Annotated in this window: 16 protein-coding genes, 2 tRNA genes and 1 pseudogene; 13 read left to right on the plus strand and 6 right to left on the minus strand. The window is 63.0% G+C overall.

Translation table 11 applies throughout. The features are described from left to right. Positions 1-28: 28 nt before the first annotated feature. The 8 genes from clpP (at position 29) to rpsI (ending at position 5,870) form a co-directional block, all read left to right on the plus strand. Positions 29-625, plus strand: coding sequence for an ATP-dependent Clp endopeptidase proteolytic subunit ClpP (gene clpP, locus HYR72_12355; GenBank protein MBI1815765.1), 597 nt, complete (start codon positions 29-31; stop codon positions 623-625). 7 nt (positions 626-632) lie between these two features. Continuing rightward, positions 633-1,886, plus strand: coding sequence for an ATP-dependent Clp protease ATP-binding subunit ClpX (gene clpX / locus HYR72_12360; protein MBI1815766.1), 1,254 nt, complete (start codon positions 633-635; stop codon positions 1,884-1,886). A 33-nt stretch (positions 1,887-1,919) separates the two neighbouring features. Further along, entirely contained in the window at positions 1,920-4,370 is a 2,451-nt protein-coding gene (lon, locus tag HYR72_12365) for an endopeptidase La (protein MBI1815767.1), read from the plus strand. Positions 4,371-4,437: 67 nt separating this feature from the next. Continuing rightward, positions 4,438-4,710 carry an HU family DNA-binding protein gene (locus HYR72_12370; protein MBI1815768.1) on the plus strand — a complete coding sequence of 91 codons (273 nt, stop codon included), beginning with the start codon at positions 4,438-4,440 and terminating at the stop codon, positions 4,708-4,710. 30 nt (positions 4,711-4,740) lie between these two features. Then, positions 4,741-4,812, plus strand: a tRNA-Val gene (locus tag HYR72_12375). A 61-nt stretch (positions 4,813-4,873) separates the two neighbouring features. After that, positions 4,874-4,951, plus strand: a tRNA-Asp gene (locus HYR72_12380). Positions 4,952-5,018: 67 nt separating this feature from the next. Further along, entirely contained in the window at positions 5,019-5,456 is a 438-nt protein-coding gene (gene rplM, locus HYR72_12385; GenBank protein ID MBI1815769.1) for a 50S ribosomal protein L13, read from the plus strand. Positions 5,457-5,471: 15 nt separating this feature from the next. Further along, complete coding sequence (gene rpsI, locus HYR72_12390; protein ID MBI1815770.1) at positions 5,472-5,870, plus strand: 30S ribosomal protein S9; 399 nt, start codon at positions 5,472-5,474, stop codon at positions 5,868-5,870. A 12-nt stretch (positions 5,871-5,882) separates the two neighbouring features. On the opposite strand, the gene lptG is transcribed toward rpsI, so the two are convergent. Together lptG and lptF are read right to left on the minus strand one after the other, a co-directional pair. Further along, entirely contained in the window at positions 5,883-6,962 is a 1,080-nt protein-coding gene (gene lptG, locus HYR72_12395; GenBank protein ID MBI1815771.1) for an LPS export ABC transporter permease LptG, read from the minus strand. A gap of 19 nt (positions 6,963-6,981) precedes the next feature. Beyond that, positions 6,982-8,172, minus strand: a complete 1,191-nt coding sequence (gene lptF, locus HYR72_12400; GenBank protein MBI1815772.1) for an LPS export ABC transporter permease LptF — start codon at positions 8,170-8,172, stop codon at positions 6,982-6,984. A gap of 77 nt (positions 8,173-8,249) precedes the next feature. Here lptF and rlmB point away from each other — a divergent pair, with 77 nt between their 5' ends. The 5 genes and pseudogenes from rlmB to HYR72_12425 all read left to right on the plus strand — a co-directional run bounded on the left by rlmB (position 8,250) and on the right by HYR72_12425 (position 18,882). Then, positions 8,250-8,948: a 23S rRNA (guanosine(2251)-2'-O)-methyltransferase RlmB gene (gene rlmB, locus HYR72_12405; protein ID MBI1815773.1), complete on the plus strand. Its 699-nt coding sequence runs from the start codon at positions 8,250-8,252 to the stop codon at positions 8,946-8,948. 69 nt (positions 8,949-9,017) lie between these two features. Further along, positions 9,018-11,579 carry a pre-peptidase C-terminal domain-containing protein gene (locus HYR72_12410; GenBank protein MBI1815774.1) on the plus strand — a complete coding sequence of 854 codons (2,562 nt, stop codon included), beginning with the start codon at positions 9,018-9,020 and terminating at the stop codon, positions 11,577-11,579. Positions 11,580-13,220: 1,641 nt separating this feature from the next. Beyond that, positions 13,221-14,675 (plus strand): annotated as a pseudogene (locus HYR72_12415) (right-handed parallel beta-helix repeat-containing protein). A gap of 1,708 nt (positions 14,676-16,383) precedes the next feature. After that, positions 16,384-17,937 carry a tetratricopeptide repeat protein gene (locus HYR72_12420; protein MBI1815775.1) on the plus strand — a complete coding sequence of 518 codons (1,554 nt, stop codon included), beginning with the start codon at positions 16,384-16,386 and terminating at the stop codon, positions 17,935-17,937. Positions 17,938-17,955: 18 nt separating this feature from the next. After that, positions 17,956-18,882, plus strand: a complete 927-nt coding sequence (locus HYR72_12425) for a FecR domain-containing protein (GenBank protein ID MBI1815776.1) — start codon at positions 17,956-17,958, stop codon at positions 18,880-18,882. A 17-nt stretch (positions 18,883-18,899) separates the two neighbouring features. Here the strand turns inward: HYR72_12425 and HYR72_12430 are convergent, their stop codons facing one another. The 4 genes from HYR72_12430 to HYR72_12445 all read right to left on the minus strand — a co-directional run bounded on the left by HYR72_12430 (position 18,900) and on the right by HYR72_12445 (position 23,470). Further along, on the minus strand, positions 18,900-20,114 hold the full coding sequence (locus HYR72_12430; GenBank protein ID MBI1815777.1) for an efflux RND transporter periplasmic adaptor subunit: 1,215 nt from the start codon (positions 20,112-20,114) through the stop codon (positions 18,900-18,902). Positions 20,115-20,233: 119 nt separating this feature from the next. Beyond that, positions 20,234-21,409 carry an ABC transporter permease gene (locus HYR72_12435; protein MBI1815778.1) on the minus strand — a complete coding sequence of 392 codons (1,176 nt, stop codon included), beginning with the start codon at positions 21,407-21,409 and terminating at the stop codon, positions 20,234-20,236. Positions 21,410-21,523: 114 nt separating this feature from the next. Then, positions 21,524-22,690 carry an ABC transporter permease gene (locus HYR72_12440; protein MBI1815779.1) on the minus strand — a complete coding sequence of 389 codons (1,167 nt, stop codon included), beginning with the start codon at positions 22,688-22,690 and terminating at the stop codon, positions 21,524-21,526. Between the two features lie 51 nt (positions 22,691-22,741). Then, positions 22,742-23,470 (minus strand): ABC transporter ATP-binding protein, encoded by a 729-nt coding sequence (locus tag HYR72_12445; protein MBI1815780.1) that lies wholly within the window; start codon positions 23,468-23,470, stop codon positions 22,742-22,744. Positions 23,471-23,618 lie beyond the last annotated feature (148 nt).

Raw genomic sequence — 23,618 nt, forward strand, 5'->3', positions numbered from 1 at the left:
TATGCCAGATGAACGTCAGACCGTCGCCATGAGCCTGGTCCCTATCGTCGTTGAACAAACGGGGCGAGGCGAACGCGCCTACGACATCTACTCCCGTCTATTGAAAGACCGCATTGTCTTTCTCGGGACGCCGATCTCGGACGAGATCGCGAATCTGATCACCGCGCAGTTTTTGTTCCTCGAATCCGAGGACCCGGAGAAGGACATTCACTTCTACATCAACTCGCCGGGCGGCTCGGTGACCGCCACTTTGGCCATCTACGACACCATGCAGTACATCAAGCCCGATGTCTCGACCCTCTGCTTAGGGCAGGCGGCCAGCGGCGCGGCATGGTTGCTGGCGGCCGGCTCGCAGGGGAAGCGCTTCTGCTTGCCGCACTCACGCATCATGATTCATCAGCCATTCGGCGGCGCCCAAGGCCAAGCCGCCGACATTGACATTCAGGCGCGCGAGATTCTCCGCATGCGTGAGCAGCTCAACGCCATCCTCGTGGCGCACACGGGACAGAACCTCAAGCGCATTGAGAAGGATATCGATCGCGATATGTTTCTGACCGGGAAGCAGGCGGTCGAGTACGGCTTGGTCGATGAAGTGATCGCCAGTCGACCGACACGGAAAGTGTGAGGGAGCTATGGCCAAGCACGATAGCGACCGCGGCGGAAACCTCGTCTGTTCGTTCTGTGGCAAGAGCCAGGATGAGGTGCGCAAGCTCATCGCCGGGCCGACCGTCTACATCTGCGACGAGTGCATCGATCTGTGCAACGACATCATTGCCGAGGAGTGTGATCAGGAGGAAGGGCTCGCCTCCACCTCCGCCGTTCCGAAACCGTCGGAGATCAAGAAGGTCCTCGATCAATACGTGATCGGTCAAGAGCGCGCGAAGAAGGTCCTCTCGGTCGCGGTGCACAATCACTACAAGCGGATTGATAGTCAGCTGGTCACCGGGGATGTCGAGCTGCAGAAGTCCAACATTCTCCTGATCGGCCCGACCGGCTCGGGCAAGACGTTGTTAGCCCAGACGCTCGCCCGCTTTCTGCAGGTCCCGTTCACTATTGCGGACGCGACCAGCCTGACCGAGGCGGGGTACGTGGGCGAGGACGTCGAGAACATCATCCTCAGCCTGCTGCAGAACGCCGATTACGACGTCGAAAAAGCGCAGCGTGGCATCGTCTATATTGATGAGATCGATAAGATCTCCCGCAAGGGCGACAACCCATCGATCACTCGCGACGTTTCGGGCGAAGGTGTCCAGCAAGCGCTGCTCAAAATCATCGAGGGCACCACGGCCAGTGTGCCACCCAAAGGCGGGCGCAAGCATCCGCAGCAAGAATTCTTGCAAGTCGACACCACCAACATCCTATTCGTCTGCGGTGGGGCCTTCGTCGGGCTCGAGGACATCATCCGGCGTCGCATCGGGATCAAGGGCGTCGGGTTCGGCGCCGACATTCGGCGCAAACAAGAGCGCAGTACGAGCGATCTGCTGCACGACGTACAGACCGAAGACCTGCTCAAGTTCGGGCTGATACCGGAGTTCATCGGACGCTTGCCGGTGATTGCGAGCCTCGATGAGCTTGACGCCAGCGATCTCGTTCGCATCCTCAAGGAGCCGAAGAACGCGCTGACGCGGCAGTACCAGAAGCTCTTCGAGATGGAGGGCGTGCACCTGAAGTTCACCGATGGAGCGCTCACCGCGATTGCGCGCGAGGCGTTGAAGCGGAAATCCGGAGCCCGCGGGTTGCGAGCCATCTTGGAGAACACTATGCTCGAAGTGATGTACGATATTCCATCGCAACCGAACATCAAAGAGGTGTTGATCTCCGAAGAGGTCGTCACCAAGCACGAACAGCCAATCGTGCTCTACCAAAAAGCGGCGGAAACGGCGTAGGCGCCGGTGGCCTCCCAGGACGAGGACGAACGCATGCTCTTTCGCAACGACAAAAAGGACAGTCGTGAAAGCGGCTCCCCCGGCGCGCCGCGGATTCCGCTGCTACCTTTACGCGACATCATCGTGTTCCCGCACATGGTGGTTCCGTTGTTTGTCGGACGCCAGAAGTCGATCAAGGCGCTCGAAGAGGCGATGAACAAGCAGAAGTTTATTCTGCTGGCCGCCCAACGTGAAGCGAAAACCAACGACCCGGACGAGAACGACATCTATCGAGTGGGCACTCTTGGCAGCGTCGTCCAGTTGCTGCGTCTGCCCGACGGCACCGTGAAGGTGCTCGTCGAAGGCAAGAAGCGAGCGCGCGTGCTGCGCTATGTCGACAACGCCGACTTCTTTGCCGTCGAGATCGAAGAGATCGACGAGCAGGTCGAGAAGTCGACCGAAGTGGAAGCCTTGATCCGGTCGATCAACGCGACCTTCGAGAACTACGTCAAGCTCAACAAGAAGATTCCGCCGGAGATGATCATGTCGGTGGCGTCGATTGACGATCCGTCGCGGCTCGCCGATACGATCGTCGCCCATCTCGGCATCAAGTTGGAAGACAAGCAGGCACTGCTCGAGGTCCTCAATCCGACCGAGCGGCTGGAAAAAGTTCTCGGCTACATGCGGTCGGAAATCGAAATTCTGGAAGTGGAAAAACGCATCCGCACGCGGGTCAAGAAGCAGATGGAGAAGACCCAGAAGGAGTACTACCTCAACGAGCAGATGCGGGCGATCCAGAAGGAACTGGGCGAGAAGGACGAATTCAAGAACGAAATTCAGGAACTCGAGGAGAAGATCAAGCAGAAGAAGATGACGGCGGAGGCCAAGGAGAAGGCGGAGAAGGAACTTCGCAAGCTCAAGATGATGTCGCCGATGTCCGCCGAAGCCACCGTCGTGCGCAACTACATCGACTGGCTCATCTCGCTGCCGTGGCAGGAGTACACCGACGACAAGCTCGACATCGTCGAGGCCGAGCGAGTCCTCGAGGAAGATCACTACGGGCTCGAAAAGGTAAAGCAGCGGATTCTGGAATACCTGGCGGTGCAGTCGCTGGTAGGTCAGATGAAGGGGCCGATCCTCTGCTTGGTTGGTCCCCCAGGGGTCGGCAAGACGTCGCTCGGCAAGTCGATTGCCCGAGCCACCGGCCGCAAGTTCGTGCGCGTGTCGCTCGGCGGCGTGCGGGACGAGGCCGAGATTCGTGGTCACCGGCGCACATACATCGGGGCGCTGCCGGGCAAAGTCATTCAGAGTATGAAGAAAGCGGGGTCCGGAAACCCGGTATTCCTGCTCGACGAAGTCGACAAGATGTCGACCGATTTCCGCGGCGATCCGTCGTCCGCACTGCTGGAAGTGCTCGATCCTGAGCAGAACCAGAACTTCGACGATCACTATCTCGATGTCGAGTACGATCTCTCCAAGGTGATGTTCATTACCACGGCGAACACGCTCGACCGGATCCCGCGGCCGCTGCAGGACCGTATGGAGATCATTCGCATCGCAGGGTATACGGAACTCGAGAAGCTCAACATTGCAAAACGGTATCTGATTGCGAAACAGCTAGAGGCCAACGGTTTGAAGCCGGCCAACATCGAGTTTTCAGACAGCGCCGTCCTCAGCATCATTCGCCACTACACGAAGGAATCGGGTGTCCGCAATCTTGAGCGCGAGTTGGCGTCAATCTGCCGCAAGGTCGCCGTTGATGTGGTCAAGAAGGACAAAACCCTCAAGATCCAAGTCAACGGCAAGAAGGTCGGCAAGTATCTCGGGCCGCCGCGCTATCGCTTCAGCAAGGTGGAGGAGGAGCACAAGGTCGGTGTGGTCACCGGGCTCGCGTGGACAGAAATGGGCGGTGAACTGCTCAACACCGAGGTCACCGTTATGCCAGGAAAAGGCAAGCTGATCATCACCGGGCGGTTGGGCGACGTGATGCAGGAATCTGCGCAGGCGGCCCTCAGCTACGTGCGCTCGCGCGCCGAAGAACTCGGATTAGAACGCAACTTCTATCAACAGGTCGACATCCACATCCACGTGCCGGAGGGCGCTATCCCCAAGGATGGCCCGTCCGCAGGTGTCACGATGGCCACGGCGCTGGTGTCCGCGCTGACGAAGATCCCAGCCCGGCACGACGTGGCGATGACCGGCGAAGTGACGCTGCGTGGTCGCGTGCTGCCGATCGGGGGGCTGAAGGAAAAGGTGCTCGCCGCCAACCGCGCTGGCATCAAGACCGTGCTGATTCCGGCGGAGAACGAGAAGGACATTGAAGAGATACCCCCGACGATCCTGCGGGCGATCCGGATCGAACTGGTCGAACACATGGACCAAGTCCTGCGCCAGGCCTTGTTGCTGTCCGACCCCAACAGTTTCCTGGCCAAGAAGCCGGAGGTCGTGCCCACGCCGCCATTTCACCCCGAGGTGCCGGCCGCGACGGACGTAGTCACACACTGAGGCTTTCTTGACTTGGGGTGACCCGGTTGTTATGACTCCCGCCGCTTAACCTGTTGAAGGGAACCCGATGACGAAGGCAGAGCTGATCGAGTCCGTCGCAAGTAAGGTGGATCTCCCCCGGGCGACGGCCGAACGAGCAGTTAACACGCTCTTCGATGACATCGTGGTGGCCCTCAAGCAGGGGGAAAAGGTGAACATCTCCGGATTCGGGACCTTTGCGATCTCAATCCGGAAGGCTCGCACGGGGCGAAACCCGAAGACCGGCGAGAGCATCGAGATTGCGGCCTCGCGGGCCGCCAAGTTTAAAGCTGGCAAGACGCTGAAGGATTCCCTCAACTAACGCGGGGAACCGCTGCCGGAGCCGCAGGGCGGGCGGTTAGCTCAGGGGGAGAGCATCGGCCTTACAAGCCGGGGGTCATCCGTTCAAATCGGATACCGCCCATCACGCCGTGCCAGTGCGTAGAGAGAGGAGACACCGCCAAGTCGGGAGCAGAAATTTTACCGGGGTGGTAGTTCAGCTCGGTTAGAACGCCGGCCTGTCACGTCGGAGGTCGCGGGTTCAAGTCCCGTCCACCCCGCCAGTTTGCAGAACCTAGACCCCTCGCGTGAGGGGTCGGTCTCCCGCGACGGTTCGTAGGTGAGGAAATCATGAAGACAACATACATGGCTACCCGCGAGGAAGCGCTCGCCGCGCGTCGCTGGTATCTCGTTGACGCCGACGGCAAGGTGCTCGGTCGCGTTGCCAGTGGCGTCGCGAACCTCCTGCGCGGCAAGGGCAAGCCCACATTTACCCCGCATCAGGATACCGGCGACTTCGTCGTGGTCGTGAATGCCGCCGGTCTCAAGTTGACCGGCAAGAAGGTCGAACAGAAACTCTATCGACGCCACAGCGGCTATCCCGGTGGGGTGAAGACGGAACAAGTCGGCAAGATCTTGCGCGAACGTCCCGATCGCGTATTGAAGGTGGCGGTCGCGGGCATGTTGCCGAAGAATCGCTTGGGGCGGCAACTGGCCACCAAGCTGAAAGTATACGCGGGGCCGGATCATCCGCACACGGCGCAGCAGCCCGTGATCATCTCTGTGTGACTGAGGTAAACCATGATGGCTGAACGCAAGAACGCATACGCCGCCACCGGCCGCCGCAAGACCGCTGTGGCCCGAGTGAGCCTCATTCCCGGCGCGGGCACGGTCACAGTCAATCGCCGCTCGCTCGACGACTACTTCGGCCGACCAACCTCTCGCATGGTCGTCGCACAACCGTTCGATGTCACCGGCACCACTGGCCAATTCGACGTATCCGCCAACGTCCGGGGCGGCGGTATCTCCGCGCAAGCGTCGGCCGTACGGCACGGCATCACGCGGGCGTTGCTGATCGCCAACCCCGACTTCCGACCGGCGCTGAAGAAGGCGGGCTTCATTACCCGCGATCCGCGCGAGGTCGAACGCAAAAAGTACGGCCGTCACAAGGCGCGCAAGCGACCGCAGTACTCGAAGCGCTAAGCTTCCGGCACGTCACTCGCCGCCGAGGAAGAGCGCGGTTCCGATCAATACGAACACTCCGTTGGCGGACCACGCGGCGATGGCGGCTGGCAACACGCCGCTATTGCCGAGCGAGTTTGCCAACGCGAGCACAACCCAGTAACCGAAACCGGCCGCCAGCCCCACACCGATCACCCCCGCCACGCTTGGATGGCGCCGCACGCGGCCCGCCAGCGAAACGCCTAGCAGCGCCAACACCAGACTGGCGAACGGTACCGCCAACTTCAGGTGTAGATCGACCAAGTAGATCGACGCATCGATGCCCTTGCGGGTGAGGGTCGCGATGCGCTCGCGCAGCATCATGAAGCTCAACTCTTCGGGCGCGCGACGCACGTCGAGGAAGTCGTCGAGCGTTTCCGGGATCGTGACCGTATTGGCGGGCAGTGCGCGCGTCACGATCTGTCTACCAGAGAACTCACGCTGACTGGCCGCACTGGTTTCCCAGCCGACGCCGTTCCACCGTGCGGTGGCCACCTCTATGATGCTGGACGGGGCGAACGACGCGTCGATGCGGTAGATAGTCAGCCCATGCAACGTGCTGCGCGCGCCATCGACGTAGTCGATGTTATAGAACCCCTCGCGGCCGTGGTACCAGATCTCGTGATCACTCAGTAGGCTGCGTTGCGGTCGCTTGCGAATCTCAACGACGTTCACATACTGAAACTTGCGCGAGCAATAGGGGACGACGGTCTCCTCCCAGAGCAGCGACGCACCGCTGATCACGCCCGCAATGATGAGCAACGGCACCGCCATTTGGCCGAGACTGACCCCCAGCGCGCGAAACGCGACGATCTCGTTGCGACGCGACATCGTGCCCAGACTCACCAGCACCGCCGCCAGCACCGCCGGCGGGGTGACCTGTGTGACGATCAACGGAATCTTGAACAAGAAGTAGCGCGCCGCCAGCGCCGGCGTCGCGTCGTTGCGCAGCAGGGTGTCGAGCCGATCGAAGAAGTCGATGATCAGGTACAGCCCGACGAAGCTGGCCAGAATCATCGCGAAGAGCCGCAAGAACTCCCGCGCGACATAGCGACTGATGACACTCGACAACATGAGCGATGCCGGCGGCGAACTAGGGCCCGGCGTTGGCGCTCACGCGTGCCACCCAGCGGGCCCGCAGGGTCACCAGCCACTGATCTACCGCCGCCAAGCTCGATAAGCTGGTCTCCCGCGCCGCGCGCCAGAGCAGTGTGCTTGCCAGTGTCGCCATCACCAGGTTGGGGATCCACAAGGCCACGATGGGTGGCAGGGTGCCGCGCTCGCCGAGGCTCTCGCCCAAACTGAGCAGGAGATAGTAGCTCAGGATCAACACCAAGCTGGTCGAGAAGCCGCGCGATCGTACGGCGCGGGTCGGCTGCACACCGAGCGGCACGCCGAGCGCGGCGAACACCAGGCAGGCAAATGGAATGGCGAACTTGCGGTGCAATTCGACCTGCTCGACCAGTGCCGGGATGCCGGCCTCCGCTTTCGTCGTGATGGCTTGGCGCAGCTCGCCGACCGTCAACTCGCTTGGTTCGCGTTCCCGTCGCCGCACGCGCGCTAACGCCGTGTCGAGATCGAGGCTCAAGTCGTACACGCTGAAGTCGGTTTTGTTGTAGCTCCGTCCCCCCGGCTCGAAGCTGTGGATGGTCCCGTCGAGCAAACGCAGGGTCAGCGTCTGGCTCGCTTCGTTGTTGATGACGATCCCCAATTTGGCGAAGACGGTGTTGTGCTGCATCGCGTCGCGGGTGTCGGAAATCACGATGCGCCTGAGGGTGGTGCCGGGCGGTTCGATTTCTTCGACGTAGATGACCAGCCCCGTGAAGTCGTCGTTGAATACTTGTTCGCGGATGCCCGCGCTCGCTCGCACCTTGGCGATCGAGTACAACGCGTCGCGCAGCTGGCGATTGCCCCAGGGCCGCGCATACATCGACAAGCCCAGCGTGACGCAGTAGATGACGACGGCGATCGCGGCCACGGGACGCAGCAGTTGATACAAACTGACCCCCGAGGTGTGCAGCGCGACGATTTCGCTGTCGGAGGAGAGGCGGCCAAACGCAATGAGCACGCCCAGCAGCAGCGCCATCGGCACGGTGACTTCGAGGAACGCGGGCATGATGTACGAGAACAGTTTGAGCACTTGCAGTGCCGGCACGCCGCGGTTGACGATCAGCTCGACGAGCTTGAGAATGCGCGCGATCAACAGGATGCCGGTGAAGACCGCCAGGCCCAGCAGAAACGGCACGAGAATCTCGCGGGTGATGTAACGATTGAGCGTCCGCACGTGAGCGAATCGTAGTGAAACGCCGATTCAATGTAAATCAACGACCGCCCACGCAGCGAGTGTACGGGATCCATGCGGTGGCGGCCCGTCTGGAGATGGCGCCGCCGCTGGTCGAGCGCGTGTACGTCCGAGCCGAGGCCTCGGGGCGGGTGGCTGCGCTGGCGGCCGCGGCGACGCGCGCCGGCGTCGAGCTGCAGCGCATCGCCCCCGCCGTGCTGCGCGAACTGTGCGGCAGCGACCATCATCAAGGAGTGGTCGCCGACGTGCCGCCGTTTCATTACCGCGATATCGAGTCAGTGCTGATACCAAAGCTGGCTCGGGTCGTCGTGCTCGATCAGCTGCGCGATCCACAGAATTTCGGCGCGTTGCTGCGAAGTGCGGAGGCCGCCGGCGTCGGGTGCGTCGTCGTCCCCAAAGATGGCGCGGTCCGCGTGACGCCGAGTGTCGAGAAGGCGGCGGCGGGTGCGGCCATGCGCGTACCGGTGGCCCTGGTGGTGAACGTCGCGCGTACGCTGCAAACGTTGAAGGACGCCGGGTTCTGGATCATCGGTCTCTCGGCCCGGGCGCCCGCCGATCTGTTCTCCTATGAGCCGCCGGCGCGCGTTGCCATTGTCTTGGGCGGCGAAGAGGGCCTGCGGCGATTGGTGGAGGAGCGCTGCGATGTCCTGCTCGCTGTGCCGATGCAGGGACAGGCCGAATCGCTGAACGCCTCGGTCGCGGGAGCACTTGCCATGTATGCGTTGCGCCCGCGTTCGCGCACCGCAGGTTTTGCTTGACATATACGCGAGCCTCCGCCAATTAGCGCACGCCAGTCGTCAGGTACATCGTCAATAAAGGTCTTCGCGTTGCGCACTGCTCAGCTGCGGCCCAGCCTAATCTACGGCCTCATCTTGTTCGCGCTCGGTGTCGTGTTCGCCACGCATGCGCGCGCCCAATTTCTTGCCGGCGACGTCAACGGAGATGGCCACGTCTCGCTGGATGACCTGGCCGATCTCCCATCGGAGTTGTTCGATGGAGACGGTGATGATGTAGCGGATGTCGCGAGCGGAGAGTTTCCGGGCGCCGCCGGCGCCGATGCGAATCAGGACGGGCTGATCACCGCCGCCGATTTTTCGCAGGTGGTCGTGTTGCAGCCCGGCTTGACGCCGGCCGTACCGACCGTGACGCCTACCCGTCCATCGCCAACTCTGACACGAACGCCGACCACCACGCCGACGCCGAACCTGACACCCGCCACGGCGACCGCGACCCCAACGGCTACCGCGTGCGTGCCGCAGAACATCGGCGTCGGTACCGTCGGTGGTGCACTCGGTCCCGGCGATTGCACGAGCGGCTCAAGCGAGCACTTCATCGACGCGTACAGCGTCGCGGCGCACCCCGGGACTGCCTTGAAGATCGACGTCACTTCAACGAGTTTTTTACCGAGGATCTTGTTGCGCGACGCCGGGGGATACTTCGGATCGTATACTGGTCCACTTCCGGTCGAGTTATTGGTAACGACCAACCGGCCCTATGAATTCACGGTCACCAGCGGCACGGTGGGTCAGCCGACCGGAAGCTATACGCTGACTGTGAGCACCCGCATGTGCCAACCGACGCCGCGCAGCGTCACGCCCTCGAGTACCGGTACTCGCGTCAATGCAACCTTGCGCGAAACTGACTGTCCGGACCCTGCCGTGCCCTCGTCTCCTGCGCATCGGTTTACGTTTACGGCGTTGGCGGGGTCGGCGCTCTCGGTGCGGATGAGCACGGCGGCCATAGACCAAGACGTGCCCGACCCGGTCATCACGATCTATGGCCCGCCGCCGACCGCCGACAGCTTCACCGGGATCGAACTCGCCTCGGATGATGAGAGTGGCGGCCCGGTGGACAACGGCACCACCGATGCGTTGCTGTCCTTCTACGCCGTTGAGAGCGGGACCTATACCGTCGTTGCCAGCGGCGGTGTTGGGAAGTACAGCGCCACATTCTCGCTCCCGTCTTGCACCCCGATTCCGGTTACGGTGTCGAATCAGTTGATGACGGTTACCGGCACACTGACGGCCGATTCTTGTCCGGCGCCATTTCCCTTGCCCAATGCTTCGAAGGGCGATCCCAACAGCCGCGCGGCCGTGTACACGATTGCGGCCGACGCCGGGGATGTGATCGCGGCCGAGATGCTGTCGGTCGATTTCGATGCCCAGTTGTACTTGCTGGGCCCCGACCACACGGTGGTGGCAAGTGACGACGATGGCTCGGAGAACGACATCACCGATGCGCAACTCGCGTTCACCGTCCCCCAGGCCGGCATCTACACGGTGGTCGCCGCCAGCAACGATGCGTCGATCACGCAAGAGGGATCGACCGGCAAATACAGTCTGGCCCTGCAGAAGTGTCCTGCCAGCCCGCTCTCGCTCGATACCGTAACCTCCGACAGTTTCAGTCGGACACTCGACTGTCGTGGCACCAAGGGGGTCTTCGTCAACAGCTATAAATTTACCAACAACAATCCGTCACAGTTTGTCTTCGCGACAATGGTGGCGGACCCATCGTCCGATATCGACTCGGTGTTGGCGCTGACGACGCCGAGCGGACAGGTGTTGGTCAATGACAACGATCCGTTTGTGGCGGACTTCACGTCGGATGCGCGCATCGCTCGCGTGCTCCCGCTGGCGGGCACCTACTTTCTGACCGCCTCCTCATTTCAAGATGGGGGTCCGGTCGAAGGCGGCTACGCCGTCTCCGTCGCGCGGTGCCGCACCATCGCGGCCGCGGCAGGCACGGTACACGGCGAGTTTCGCGATGACGACTGTGAACTGGCCTCGCTTGGAGACGAGCCGGGTGTGAAGTTGAACGTCTTTACGATGGCGACAAACGCGAACCAGTCAATCTCCATTGTTCCGCCTGACGGAGCGTGTGGGTTGGTGGCCACTGCCGACGGCCTGCAGGGGCCAGGGCCAGCATGCTCACCTGACTTCTTGGCGATGCCGCTCGCCAGCGCCGGCACCACGGCGGTGATTGTCAGCGCGTCCGATCCGACCGTGCGCGGCCCGTACGAGTTCGAGCTGCGCACCTGCCCGGCCAGCGGGATAATCGGCTTCGCCTCCTCAACCGTCGGATTCATTAGCGGCGGCGACTGTCACGACGCCAGCGGCCTGCCGGGTGACTTCTATTTGTTCCGCGCGCCGTCATCCTTGATTGCCTTCAACGGCGACGTCACCGCACACGTGATGAGCTCGTTCAGTGACAGTTCGTTGGTGGTCGACAACACCGGCCTTTCCAGCGTGGCGAATGAGTTGGTGGAGAATCCCGAAGATCTATTGCCGATTGGCTCCGATCTCGTCTTTGGCCTCACGGTACGGCCGGCGCGCGCCGATACCACCGGCAGCTACGCCTTGCACGTCAATATCGCCCATTTGCACCAATAGACGACCACGACAGTGAACGTTGGTCGAATTTCCGCTTGACCCGTGCAAGCGGCGTGCTTTATATGCCATGTGCGTTTTTCAGCGATCCGGACACAGAAGACGTGGCGTGGTCAGGTAGCGCTATGGCGGCAACGCTCTACTCTCCGTGCGGTAGGGCACTGCATCGGCGTGCTCGCACTCTCGACAGTGATCGGTTGCGGCGGCGGAGGGGGCGGCAGCGCTCCGAGTACGCGGGGTGGCCTCACTCTACGCGCCCTGTGGGAACGGCAGAATTCGGCTGTCGGTTCACAGCTCGCAACGTTTGACGGCGGGACCGAAATTCCTCTTTGTGTTCAGACCGTCGAGGTCCGGGTCGACGGCGACGGGTATACTCGCCGCAAGTTCGTCGATCCCAATGATCACGAAGCAACGATTGACAATCTGCCGGCCGGGTCGGTGAACGTATTCGTCTTCGGCTACGACGTGCCATTTGGCGAACCGCCGGATCTCGCGACGGTTGGCATCGCGCCTTGTTATGCAAGTGCGGCCGTGCCGGCTCAGATTACCGCAGGGCAGACCACCGACGTCGGGAATGTGAACGTCCTATCGCGCCCGTTCGTCACTTCCTTTGTGCCGTTGCCGGGCGAGACTGGGGTGTCGCGTTCGGCGCCAGTAACGTTCGTCGTAGCGACCGCGAGCGGAGGCATCAGCCGCGACAGTGTGACGATTGCTGTCAACGGTACGGTATTGGTGAATGACGGGCTGCCCTCGCACGGTGCGGACCTCACCGCGTGTGCCGACGGCAGCGCTTCGCCGTGTGTCGTTCCGAGCCAGAATCTGCATGGTTTCCGCTTCAGCACCTCGGTGAATACGTTCCCCGCCTTCACCACGATCCCCGTGTCGGTTAGCGCAAACGATACCAACACACCGCCGCGCGCCATCATCCCCGATCCCTATGAGTACCAGTTCACCACCGGCAACGAGATCACGACCGCGACGCCGACTAATTCACCGACCGGCACGGCGACCGCAACCCCGACCTTGTCGGTAACGCCTCTGCCGACCGCGACCGGTACCGACACTGCCACCGTGACGCCGACCGATACCGCGACGGCAACGGCGACGGTCGAATCGACTCCAACATCAACGTCAACCGACACCGCCACCGCGACAGCCACTGCGACCCAGACGGCCACCGTGACGGCAACCGATACACCGACGCTCACGCCAACGACCACTGAGACGCCAACGTCTACGGAAACCGCGACGCTGACGGAGACGCCGACCAGTACCCCGAGCGACACGCCAACCACGAGCCCAACGGCAACGGAGACTTCCACCGAGACGCCGACCGGCACAGCGACGGAAACCGCCACCGATACTCAGACCGCGACGGCGACCGAGACGCCCACGCTAACCCCAACCGGGACGTTTACCGAGACGCCAACCGAAACCGAGACGCCGACCCCAACCGAAACGCCGACGATTACCGCAACTCCGACGGCGACGGATACGGAGACGCCGACCGCAACCGCGACACCAACGCCGCTGACCTACATCGTCACGAATCTGGATGACAGCGGCGATGGCTCACTGCGCGCGGCGATCACCTTGGCCAACACCGATGAATTGCCGAGCCGGATTCTGTTCGCTCAAGATCTCATGGACGGCGAAATCGCACTCGATACGCCGCTGCCGCAACTCATCGCGGATGCCACTTCGATCGACGGCGCCTTCGGCACGCCGGCGCCGCATATCGCGGTCCTCGGATCGATCGACGCACCGGTCATGACTATCGTCGGGCACGGCATTCGACTACGCGGCTTGGCGTTGACCGGTGCGACCAGCGGTGTTCGGCTGGCCAGTGGATCATCTGACGCCCTCATCGCTGGCAACTACATCGGTGTCGAACTCGATGGGTCCACTCCCGCACCCAACAGCGATGCCGGAATCGACCTCGACGGATCGGGTCACACCCTTCAGGGCAATACGATTGCCGCGAACTTGGGTGACGGCATCATCATTCATGACACTGCCAGCGCTGCGACCGTGGTCTCGAATACCATTGGTGCGACGGCTGATCGTAGCGCGGCAGTCGGCAATGTGGGTGCGGGTGTTCGCGTGTCCGGTCAGATGGCCGTGATCAAAGACAATCTCGTCGTGGGCAACGGCTCGAGCGGCATCGCGCTTGGCGGAATGGCCGTCCACGACGTGACGATCACCAACAACGACATCGGAGATGAGATCCTCAGCGGCAACGATGGCGACGGCATCACCGTTGAAGCGGCCACGCACGTCACGATCGGCGGTGCTGATAGCGGTAACCGCATCCGCGACAACTTCGGCGCCGGCGTGAACATCCTCGGAGCCGGTGCCACCGCCGTGCAGCTCACTCGTAACTCGATCGTCGCCAACGGTGGTCTGGGCATCGCACGCAGTGGCGGCGCCGAGACCTTGGTGAGCGCTCCGATGCTCTTTGTGACCGGCAATACGATCGCGGGCACCGGCTTGGTGAGTGCGGCGGTCGAGTTCTTTGCCACCGGTGTGCCTCCCGATCCGACCGGCGCAGGCGAAGGAGAGTTCTTCCTCGGCAGTACCACGGCGGATGACCAAGGCGCCTTCTCGTTCAACTTCGCTCCGGCCGAGGTCACGACCGTGACCGCGACACAAACCGACGCGGCGAACAATACGAGCGTGTTTGCTGTCAACGTCCAAGTCGCGCCGCCGCCGACTAGCACACCGACGGAGACGCCGACAGAAACCCCGACGGACACGGAAACGCCCACGGCAACCGAGACCTCGACCGAGACGCCAACCCCGAGCGTGACCGAAACGCCACTGCCGACTGCGACCGATACCGCGACCGCGACTGTCACAGAGACCGCGACCGAGACGCCGACCGAGACGCCAACGCCAACCGCGACCGAAACCCCGACGGTAACGGAGACTCCCACGGTAACGGAGACTCCCACGGTAACGCAGACGCCCACGCTGACTGAGACCTCCACCGAGACGCCGACGGTTACTGAAACGCCGACCGATACGCCGACGCCGACCGATACGCCGACGGCAACTGACACGCCCGAGGTGAGTCCCACCGAGACGACGACGGCGACGGTTACCGAGACCGCCACCGTCACGGAGACACCAACCGAGACGGCGACTCCGACGGAGACAGCGACGCCGACAGTGACGGACACGCCGACGGAGACGCCGACCGCGACGCCAACCGCGACCCCGACGGAAACGCCGACTCAGACCGACACACCGACCGATACGCCGACGCCGACTGCGACCGCGACCGACACTGATACGCCAACCGCGACGCCAACCAGCACCGACACGCCGACGGCGACGCCGACGGCGACCGATACGCCTACCGACACTCCGACCAACACCGCGACCGCAACGGCCACCGCAACCGACACCGCCACCGCCACCAGTACCGCGACCACGACGGCAACCCGGACCGCGACATCGACGGACACCCCGACCAACACACCAACGCCGACCGCGACCCCAACGCCATCGGCGGCGGCCTATATCGTGACCAACACCAACGACAGCGGGGCGGGATCACTGCGCACCGCAATGACGCTCGCCAACACCGACGGCGTCGCCAGCGCGATCACGTTTGATCCAAGTCTGACGGGTCAGACGATTGTGCTGGCCACCGCACTGCCCGCTTTGAGCGAAGCCCAGACCACGATCAACGGCGACATCAACGGCGATCTGCAGCCCGATATCCGCGTCGCCGGTACGATGGCCTTCACCGGATTTGTTGTCCAAGCCGATCTCGTTGAGCTCCGTGGCTTGGCGATCACCTCGATGTCCGTCGGGATCCAACTGACCTCCACCGCGCACACTGCGGTGATCGCGAACGACTACGTCGGCCTAGCACTCGATGGGGTGACGGCAGCAGGTAACAACGGGACGGGCATCGTGGTCGGCGGCTCCGGCCATTTGATCGATCACAATGTGATCAGCGCCAACGCCGTCCACGGCGTTCTCGAAGTCAGCACGGCGAGCAGCGTCACGATCACCGGCAACACGATCGGCGCCACGGCCGATCGCTCCGCGGCACGTGGCAATACCGGAACCGGTATCTTCCTGCTCGGACGCGCGACCATTGGCGGCACCGCTGCGGGCGCCGGTAACTTCATCATTGCCAACGGCGGTAGCGGCGTCTTCCTGCAAGCGATCAGCGGCTCGGTCCACGACATCTCGATCCTCGGCAACCAGATCGGCGACCCCGCCGTGGGCGGCAACGGGATCGATGGCATCACCATCGATCTGGCCACCAATGTGACCATTGGCGGGCTGGCGAGCGGTGCGCCCAATACTATCGCAAACAACGCGGGGATTGGCGTCGCCATCGTCAAACCCAGCACCGGCATCGCGGTGCGCGCCGATAGCATAGCCAACAACACCGGCGCAGGCATTCGTCGCAGCGGTGGTGCTGAAACGATCATCGCGAAGCCCGTGCTGAGTAAGAGCGGAACGCTGCTGACGGGTACTATGGCTGTGGCGAACGCCGCCGTTGATGTATTCCGCACCGACACGCCACCTGACAGCAGCGGCGCCGGTGAAGGGAAAACGTACCTCGGTACCACCACGGCCAACGGAGCCGGGACCTTCTCGTTCTCGTTGGCGGGCCAAGCGGCCGGGGTGTTCACCGCAACGCAAACGGATGCCAGCAACAACACCAGTGAGTTCGCGGTGAACATCACGGTGCCATGAGCGCGGCGACTTTTATGCGCACAAGCAATCGCATGACCGGCACGGGGGCAGAGCGAAGATGACATGCAGGCGGAGGTACTGGGCGGTGACGCTCCTGGTGATCGGGATGTCGCTGCCTCTCGTCGCGCCGGTGTCGGCCAACCAGCGCTCGCAGGCGCTGTACGCGAAAGGGCTGGTGCCGTTCCACAACGGCAAGTGGGACGACGCCTACCAGTTGTTCGACGAGGCTGTGAAGGCCGATCCGAGCGATGCGCTGGCGCTGTACTATCGCGGGCTGACGGCGGCGCGCCGCGGTCAACCCACCGTGGCGATCCCCGATATGGAGCAAGCCGCGAAACTGCGTCCGCGCTTGGCTCATCTCGCGCTCGATCTCGGCATCACTTACTTCGACGCCGGCCAATTCGCCCAGGCCAAGACCTGGCTCGATCAGGCCTACGCAACCGCCGACGATCGCCTGCGCGCGGCGTTTTTCCTCGGCATGACGTGTTATCGTTTGCGCGAGTTCGACAAGGCCAGCGCGTATTTTGCCGAAGCCGAAAAGGATCCCGAGCTGCGCGCTAATGCGCACTACTATGCCGGGCTGGTCGCCCTGCAACAGGGGCAAACGGCTGAAGGCCGCAAGCAGATGGAACAGGCCGCGCAAGGCCGCGCCGAGAGCGAGACCGCCAAGTCCGCGCAGCAATTCCTGTCCGGCGGCAGCGTGCGCCAACCGCCCGCTCCGGGCCAACCGGCAGCGCGACCGTGGTCGGTCTACGGCGATATGCGCCTGGAGTACGACAGCAACGTCAACCTCGGCCCCAACAATTCCCCGGTGTCGGGCTCCAACACGGGCAAGTCGGATGGCGATGTGGCGCTCGGTTTTGGCGGCGCGTACAACCTCCTCGACATCGATGTGGCTCGCATCACCGCATCGTACGACTTCTATCAGAGCCTCTTTTTCACCGACAGTGATTTCAACCTCGAAGCCCACCAATTGCGCCTGCAGGGAACGGTCCCGGCGGGTCCGGTGCAGCTTGGGTTGGCGGGGGCGTATGGGTACTACCTACTCGGCGGCGATACGTTTTATCAGGAAGGGGTGGTGACACCGTGGGTGACCATCCCCGAAGGCGAGAGCTTGAGCACGCAGATCTACTATGCCTTCCGCGCTCGCAATTTCATCCTCAACACCTACAATCCATCTCGCGATGCCACTAATGATGCCGTCGGCATCCGCCAATACGCTCTGCTCGGCGCCGAGGACCGCATCCTCAGCGTCGGCTACCAGTTCGACAAAGAACTCGTCGAGGCGGCCTTCCTCGCAGATGATGTCACCGGCGTCCGTCACCGGAATTCGTTTCAATACAATGGCAACCAATTCGATGTCAGTGTGGAATTGCCGCTGGCCGATGTCGCAACGGCGCGGTTTGCCTACCTACTGCGGTTGGAAGACTACCAGTTCCCCGACCAGTTCGCGGTGCCCGCCTACGCCTTTCGCCGGCATGATGTTGAGAATCAGATCTTCGCGTCGGTCTTCCGCGACATGACGGACTATCTCCAGCTCGGTTTGACCTACATCGGCACGTTCAATCAATCGAACATCAGCGACCCGTACCAATACAATCGGAACGTCGTCTCGGTCGGCGCGCGGCTCCACTACTAACAGCGGGGTGTATGAGCGATGACGCGGACGTACAGAATTTCGATCGGTCTGCTGCTGAGTGTCGCAGTGCTCGCGGTGCAGGTACGCACGGCCGCAGCGCAAAGCGCCGGAGGGCACGAAGTGGCGACGGTTGCTGCCGTGGTCGGCGGTGCCGAGTTGCAGCGCGCAGGTGGCGGAGACTGGCAGCTCATGGTGGTGGGGAGCGGCTTGTTTACCGGCGACCATGTCCGCACCCGCGCCACCAGCCGAGCCAAGCTGGTGTTCCAAGACGATTCAGTTGTCGATGTCGGCCCCGCCACCGAGATGGTGATCGACAAAGAAGACTTCAATCAAAGCGCGCGCCAGTATCGGTCAGCGCTCAAACTCGTGACCGGCAAGATCCGGGCGTTGGTGAGCGAGTATTACACCACACCGAACTCCCGCTACGAAATCGAGACGCCCACCGCAGTCGCCGGCGTGCGCGGCACTGAGTTCATCGTTGTGTACGATGCGAACGCGGATTACACCGACGTCGTCGTGATCGAGAACGAAGTCGTGGTCGAGGGCACCCTGGGTGTGGTTGGCGGCACTGTTCGCGTCGGCCCGCAAATGGCGAGCCGCATACAGAAGGGGCGCTTCCCTTCCGCTCCACGAAAGATCGATGCCGCGTTGCTGCAACAGTACCTCGAAGGACTCGACATCGTTGGTACCGGCGGTCACGACAGTCTCGGCAGCGCCCACGCCGCAGTGAAGGGGCAATTGCTGTCGCCAACCGACAGCGCAGCCCAAGTTGGGAAGGTCGCCCGCACTGCCACTCGAACCGCGGGCCTGGTTGTCAACGCTCCCGATCAATCACCCGGCGCCGGCTACTCGAAGGACATCGGCACCAACACCCAACCACTCAACGCGTTCCAGGTCACCCCGCCGGGCAGCGTCCCAAAGGGTGGCGTCCACGTCGGGTTCTAGCTTCCGCGCGTCCCTGCTCAGCCGGCCAAGCGCACACGACCGCCGTCGCGCACAGCGGCATCGTCTGACACCACGATTGCTTCACCACCCTTGAGGCCGCTGGTGACGCGGGTGCGATCGCCGACTTCGCCGGCGGTTTCGATCGGCGTGCGATGCGCGCGTTCGTCACTCACCACCCACACGAACAGACTTCCCTGCGAATCGCGTCGCACGGCCGCCGCGGGCACCAGCACAGCCGGCTTCTCCACCTCCTGCGCTGTCGCCTCGGCGAGAAAGGTGATGCGCGCGCTCATGTCGGGCAGCAGGCGCGCGTCGGGCTGCAGGATGTGGACCTCGATGCGCAGCGTGCCCTTCTGCCGATCGACTTGTGGGTAGAGTTTCACCACCTGTGCCGCGTAGTGCGCGTCGGAAAATGCGTCCGGCGTCACTTGCGCGGCTTGGCCCATATGGACGCGATTGAGGTCGGCCTCGTTGACGTCGACTTGGGCGCGCATGTCGGTGAGGTTGGCCAAGCGGATCAAGTCGCCGGAACCCGCGAACCCGCCGGGCACGGCGATCTCGCCCACTTCCTTCAACTTCGCCAACACCACGCCGTCGGTCGGGGCGTGCAGTGTGGTGTACTCGAGGTTGACCTTTGCCTGCGCCAGCTCGGCTTCGATTTGCGCGATGGTGGCACGCGCCACCGCTGCCTTGTTCTCGAAGACATCGAGTTCTTGTTTCGAGATCACCGCTTGCTGATGGAGGGCGCGGCCGCGCGCCAAATCGGCGTCGGCCAAGTTGAGGTTCGCGCGCGCGACCGCAAGACCGGCTTCGGTGCGCGTCATTGCGGCACGATAGTCGCGGTCATCAATTTGGACGAGCGGATCGCCTTTGCGGACGTTCTGCCCCTCTTCGACGAAGTAGTGGTCGATGCGGCCGGGGACGCGGACGCCGATCGATACGTAGCGATCGCCGGTGACGATGTAACCGGAACCCGACAGCACCGGGGCCGGCCCGGCTTGGCCCGGAGCCGACATCGTGGCATAGGCGACGGTGACCGTCGGCGCGCGCCCGAGCACGGACCAGGTGCCAAGCGCGGCGACAGCAAGCAACCCAACGGTCACCGCGATCCAAATGGGACGGCGACGCGTGCCGCTCGGTTTGCGCGGCGCCGGCGGCGCGCCACGATCGAGTCGCAGCGATTCCAAGTCAGCGCGCAGTCGTTCGTGTCGTTCCGGATTGGGGTTCGCCATCGCCTCAGCACTCACAAGTCATGCGGAGAAAGTCAACGAACAGTAGGCAGAGGGCAGCAGGCAGCAGGCAGCAAGACAACCAGAGACCATGAACTAGAGACCACAAACCACGAACCAACTCACGCTTTGCGCAGCGCTTCGATCGGTCGCATGCGCGCGGCGCGCCACGCCGGACCGAAGCCGCCGGCGAGGCCGATCACGACCGCGAGCACCAGTGAGGCGACCAGGTCGTGGCCGGTGACGCGCAGACTGACGACGTTGGTGGTGAACGTCGCCGCGTTGAACGACACGCCGCCGAGCAGGACCCCGAGGAGGGCCGAGAGCGCGAGTGCGAGCACCGCGCCGAGCGCGAATCCGATCGCCGCCAGCAGGATCGCCTCCACTTGAAACGCGGAAAGAATCGCCAGCCGCGAAAAACCCAGCGCGCGCAGCGTGCCGATCTCGGCGGTGCGCGCTTGCACCGATGCGTACATCGAGTTCGCAGCGCCGAATCCGGCGCCGATGCCGGCGAGCACGGCGATGCCGATCACCAAAACGTAGAGCGAGTTCGCCGACTCCGACTGCTTGGCGTAGTACTCTGTCTCGCGCTGCGCGTGGAGCGCAAAACGCGGATCATCATCGACCCGGCGCATCAAGGGTTCCAGCTCGGCTGCCGAGGCCGCCCGCATGCGCAGACCGGAATACGGCGATGGTCGCTTGGCATCGTTGGCCAATTCGCGCACGTCGACCCACACCTCGCTCTCGAATGACGAGCCGCCGGCATCGAGAATCCCGACGACCTTCCAAGTGCCGTGGCCGAACTGGAGATCGCTGCCGAGCGTCGTGCCGATGTAGCGGCCAGCCACACCGCGTCCAACTACGACCTCGTGCGCGCTGGGCGTGAACATGCGCCCCTCGGCGATCCGAACACTGCTGTGAACCGCCAAAGCGACCGGCTCGACGCCACGCACGAGCACGTTCTCCCGACCGCCGGCGGGGGTGTGGAAGAACGGCTGTACCACCAACTCCGGCGAGGCTAGCGGCTGATCAGCGCTGTCGCGCGCGATCCCGTCGAAGAAGCGGATGGCTTGATACGCCTCGAGCGGCAACCAACTCGCGCCGTCGTTGTCCGACCCTTTGCGCATCACGATCAGATTCAGCGGATCGCCGCTCGATGTCACCGTCCGCTTCAGACTGGAGATCAGCCCGAGAAACAGACTGCACGCGATCACGACGAGCGCGATCACACTCGCCGACATCACACTGCGCATCGGCCGCGCGGCGACGTTCTTGAAGCTATACGATATCGGGAGCATGGAACGAAGCGAGCCTTCGGCTCGCGCTGATGGCTGATCGCATATCGCTGATGGTTCGGATTGTCATCCGGATGTCTCGGCTATCTGCCATACGCCATATGCTATCCGCCGCAGTCAGAACACCTCGTGCAGCGTCTGCACCACCGGTTTGCGGGCGGCGCCGAATGACGGGACGAGGCCGGCCAACATGCCGACGAAGAGCGACAGGAAGATCCCCTGCACCACCACCGGCGCGGTGACGATGAAACTGCCGAGCGGCCCGAGCGCCGGATTCCATCCGGTCGAGGCTTTGAGCGCATGCGTCAATCCGATCGTGAGCAGCACGCCGAGGCTCCCCGCCACTGTGGACAGCGCGACGGCTTCGGCGAATAGCGTTCCGAAGATGACGCGCCGGCCGAAGCCGATTGCTTTGAGCACCGCGAGTTCGCCGGAGCGCTCGCGCACCCCCATCGATGCGGTGTTGGCGGCGATGAACACGATGCACAAGGCCACCAGTCCGGTGACGATCAGGATGATGGTGAGGAAGCCCTTGAGCGATCCGAAGAAGTTCGCGAAGTAGCTCTTCTCGGTCTCGCACGCGGTCTCCGCTTCGCTGTTGTGCGACATGTCGTCGATCTGGCGCATGATGGCGTTGACGCGGTTGGGATCGCTGGCACGCACCCAGATCACGTTGGCGATTCCGAGACCGGGCATCCCCTTCGCTTTGAGCGCTTCGTCGAGATAGGTCCAATTCAACCACAACAGCGGTGAGGTTTCGCGCGGCATCTCACCGACGATGCGCAGGTCGAGATTGGCCGGCCAGACCGTGCTCCGCAGCGTGATGCGGTCGCCGATCTTCCAGCCGTACTTCTGCATCGTCTGACGCCCGACGATCGCGCCGTCGCGGTAGCGTTGGAAGTCGGCGAGTTGCTCGGCCGGGATGTTGTAGTCCGGGTAGACGGCGCCGACATGCTCGGCTTCGACGGCGAAATTCGGAAAGGTCACCCGTCCTTCTTCTTCGAAGGCGCCGCCGAACCACATCGTCGCGGTGGCCGCCGCGACGCCGTCCACTTCACGCACCTTGCGCGTGAATGAGAACGGCATCGAGTACACCACGCCACCCTTGTTGTGCACGGAAATGCGAGTGTTGCTGGCGACGCTGTTGAGGATCGCGTCGAGTCCGGCCGGCATCGTGAGCAACAAGCACACAAGCACCACTGCGAGCATGATCGCCCCGCCGGTGAGCGCGGTGCGCAGCTTGTTGCGCCCGAGATTGGCGCGAATGAGGCCGAAGTATTTCATGGTCGTGACTCGTGTTCGTGATTCGTGACTCGGGTACCGTTTGCCGGCTATCTATTGTCGCGCGGCGCCGCCGGCGGCGATGCGAATCGCTTCCGCCGCGCGGTCCGCGTCTTCACCTTCGAGCAATACGCCCTTGTCGAGGTGCAACGCATCGTCGACGAAGCGCAACGCGCGGGAGTCGTGAGTGACCATGACGATGGTCTTGCCGAAATCGTTCTTGAGTTGCCGCAGCAGCGCCAGAATGTCCTCGGCGTTGCGGGCATCGAGATCGCCGGTCGGTTCATCCGCGACGATCAGATCGGGGTCGGTGACGATGGCGCGCGCAATCGCCACGCGTTGTTGTTCGCCGCCCGAGAGCGTGCGCGGCGAGTGATCCATCCGATGATCGAGGCCGACCACACGCAGCGCCGTCTCCGCTCGCCGCGCGCGCTCGGCCTTCTTCAGCGGAGTCAACAACAGCGGCAGCGCCACATTGTCGCGCGCCGACAGCACTGGGATCAGGTTGAAGAACTGAAAGATCAGGCCGACGTGGCGGGCGCGCCAGTGGGCGAGTTCGTCTTCGCTGAGGTCGTTCAGTCGCTGCCCGACGACGAGCACGTCACCTGAGTTCGGCCGGTCGATGCCGGAGATGAGATTGAGCAGGGTCGATTTGCCCGAGCCCGACGGCCCCATGAACGCCACGAAGTGCCCCGCTTCGATGTGCACGCTCACGTTGTCGAGCGCGTGCACCTCATCCGCGTTGCGGTGGTAGGAACGGGAGACGTTTCTGACGTCGATCATCGCGTTTGAGTCGACTCTATCGGGAAGCCCTGTGAGCGGCAAGATCAGCGCTTGACGCGAACGACTCGACAGCGGGCTGAAGTTGGGTTGACTTCCGTCGCCCAAGCGGACGACAATTGCCGCGATCGACTTTCGTCGTCAGCAACGC

The organism is Deltaproteobacteria bacterium (assembly GCA_016178705.1).
Classification (GTDB): Bacteria; Desulfobacterota; Binatia; order HRBIN30; family JACQVA1; genus JACOST01.

Excerpts from the sequence above, each read along its gene's own strand:
- clpP (MBI1815765.1), top strand. The coding sequence starts at position 29 with ATGAGCCTGGTCCCTATCGTCGTTGAACAAACGGGGCGAGGCGAACGC.
- clpX (MBI1815766.1), top strand. The coding sequence starts at position 633 with ATGGCCAAGCACGATAGCGACCGCGGCGGAAACCTCGTCTGTTCGTTC.
- lon (MBI1815767.1), top strand. The coding sequence starts at position 1,920 with ATGCTCTTTCGCAACGACAAAAAGGACAGTCGTGAAAGCGGCTCCCCC.
- HYR72_12370 (MBI1815768.1), top strand. The coding sequence starts at position 4,438 with ATGACGAAGGCAGAGCTGATCGAGTCCGTCGCAAGTAAGGTGGATCTC.
- rplM (MBI1815769.1), top strand. The coding sequence starts at position 5,019 with ATGAAGACAACATACATGGCTACCCGCGAGGAAGCGCTCGCCGCGCGT.
- rpsI (MBI1815770.1), top strand. The coding sequence starts at position 5,472 with ATGGCTGAACGCAAGAACGCATACGCCGCCACCGGCCGCCGCAAGACC.
- lptG (MBI1815771.1), bottom strand. The coding sequence starts at position 6,962 with ATGTTGTCGAGTGTCATCAGTCGCTATGTCGCGCGGGAGTTCTTGCGG.
- HYR72_12425 (MBI1815776.1), top strand. The coding sequence starts at position 17,956 with ATGACGCGGACGTACAGAATTTCGATCGGTCTGCTGCTGAGTGTCGCA.
- HYR72_12430 (MBI1815777.1), bottom strand. The coding sequence starts at position 20,114 with ATGGCGAACCCCAATCCGGAACGACACGAACGACTGCGCGCTGACTTG.
- HYR72_12435 (MBI1815778.1), bottom strand. The coding sequence starts at position 21,409 with ATGCTCCCGATATCGTATAGCTTCAAGAACGTCGCCGCGCGGCCGATG.
- HYR72_12440 (MBI1815779.1), bottom strand. The coding sequence starts at position 22,690 with ATGAAATACTTCGGCCTCATTCGCGCCAATCTCGGGCGCAACAAGCTG.
- HYR72_12445 (MBI1815780.1), bottom strand. The coding sequence starts at position 23,470 with ATGATCGACGTCAGAAACGTCTCCCGTTCCTACCACCGCAACGCGGAT.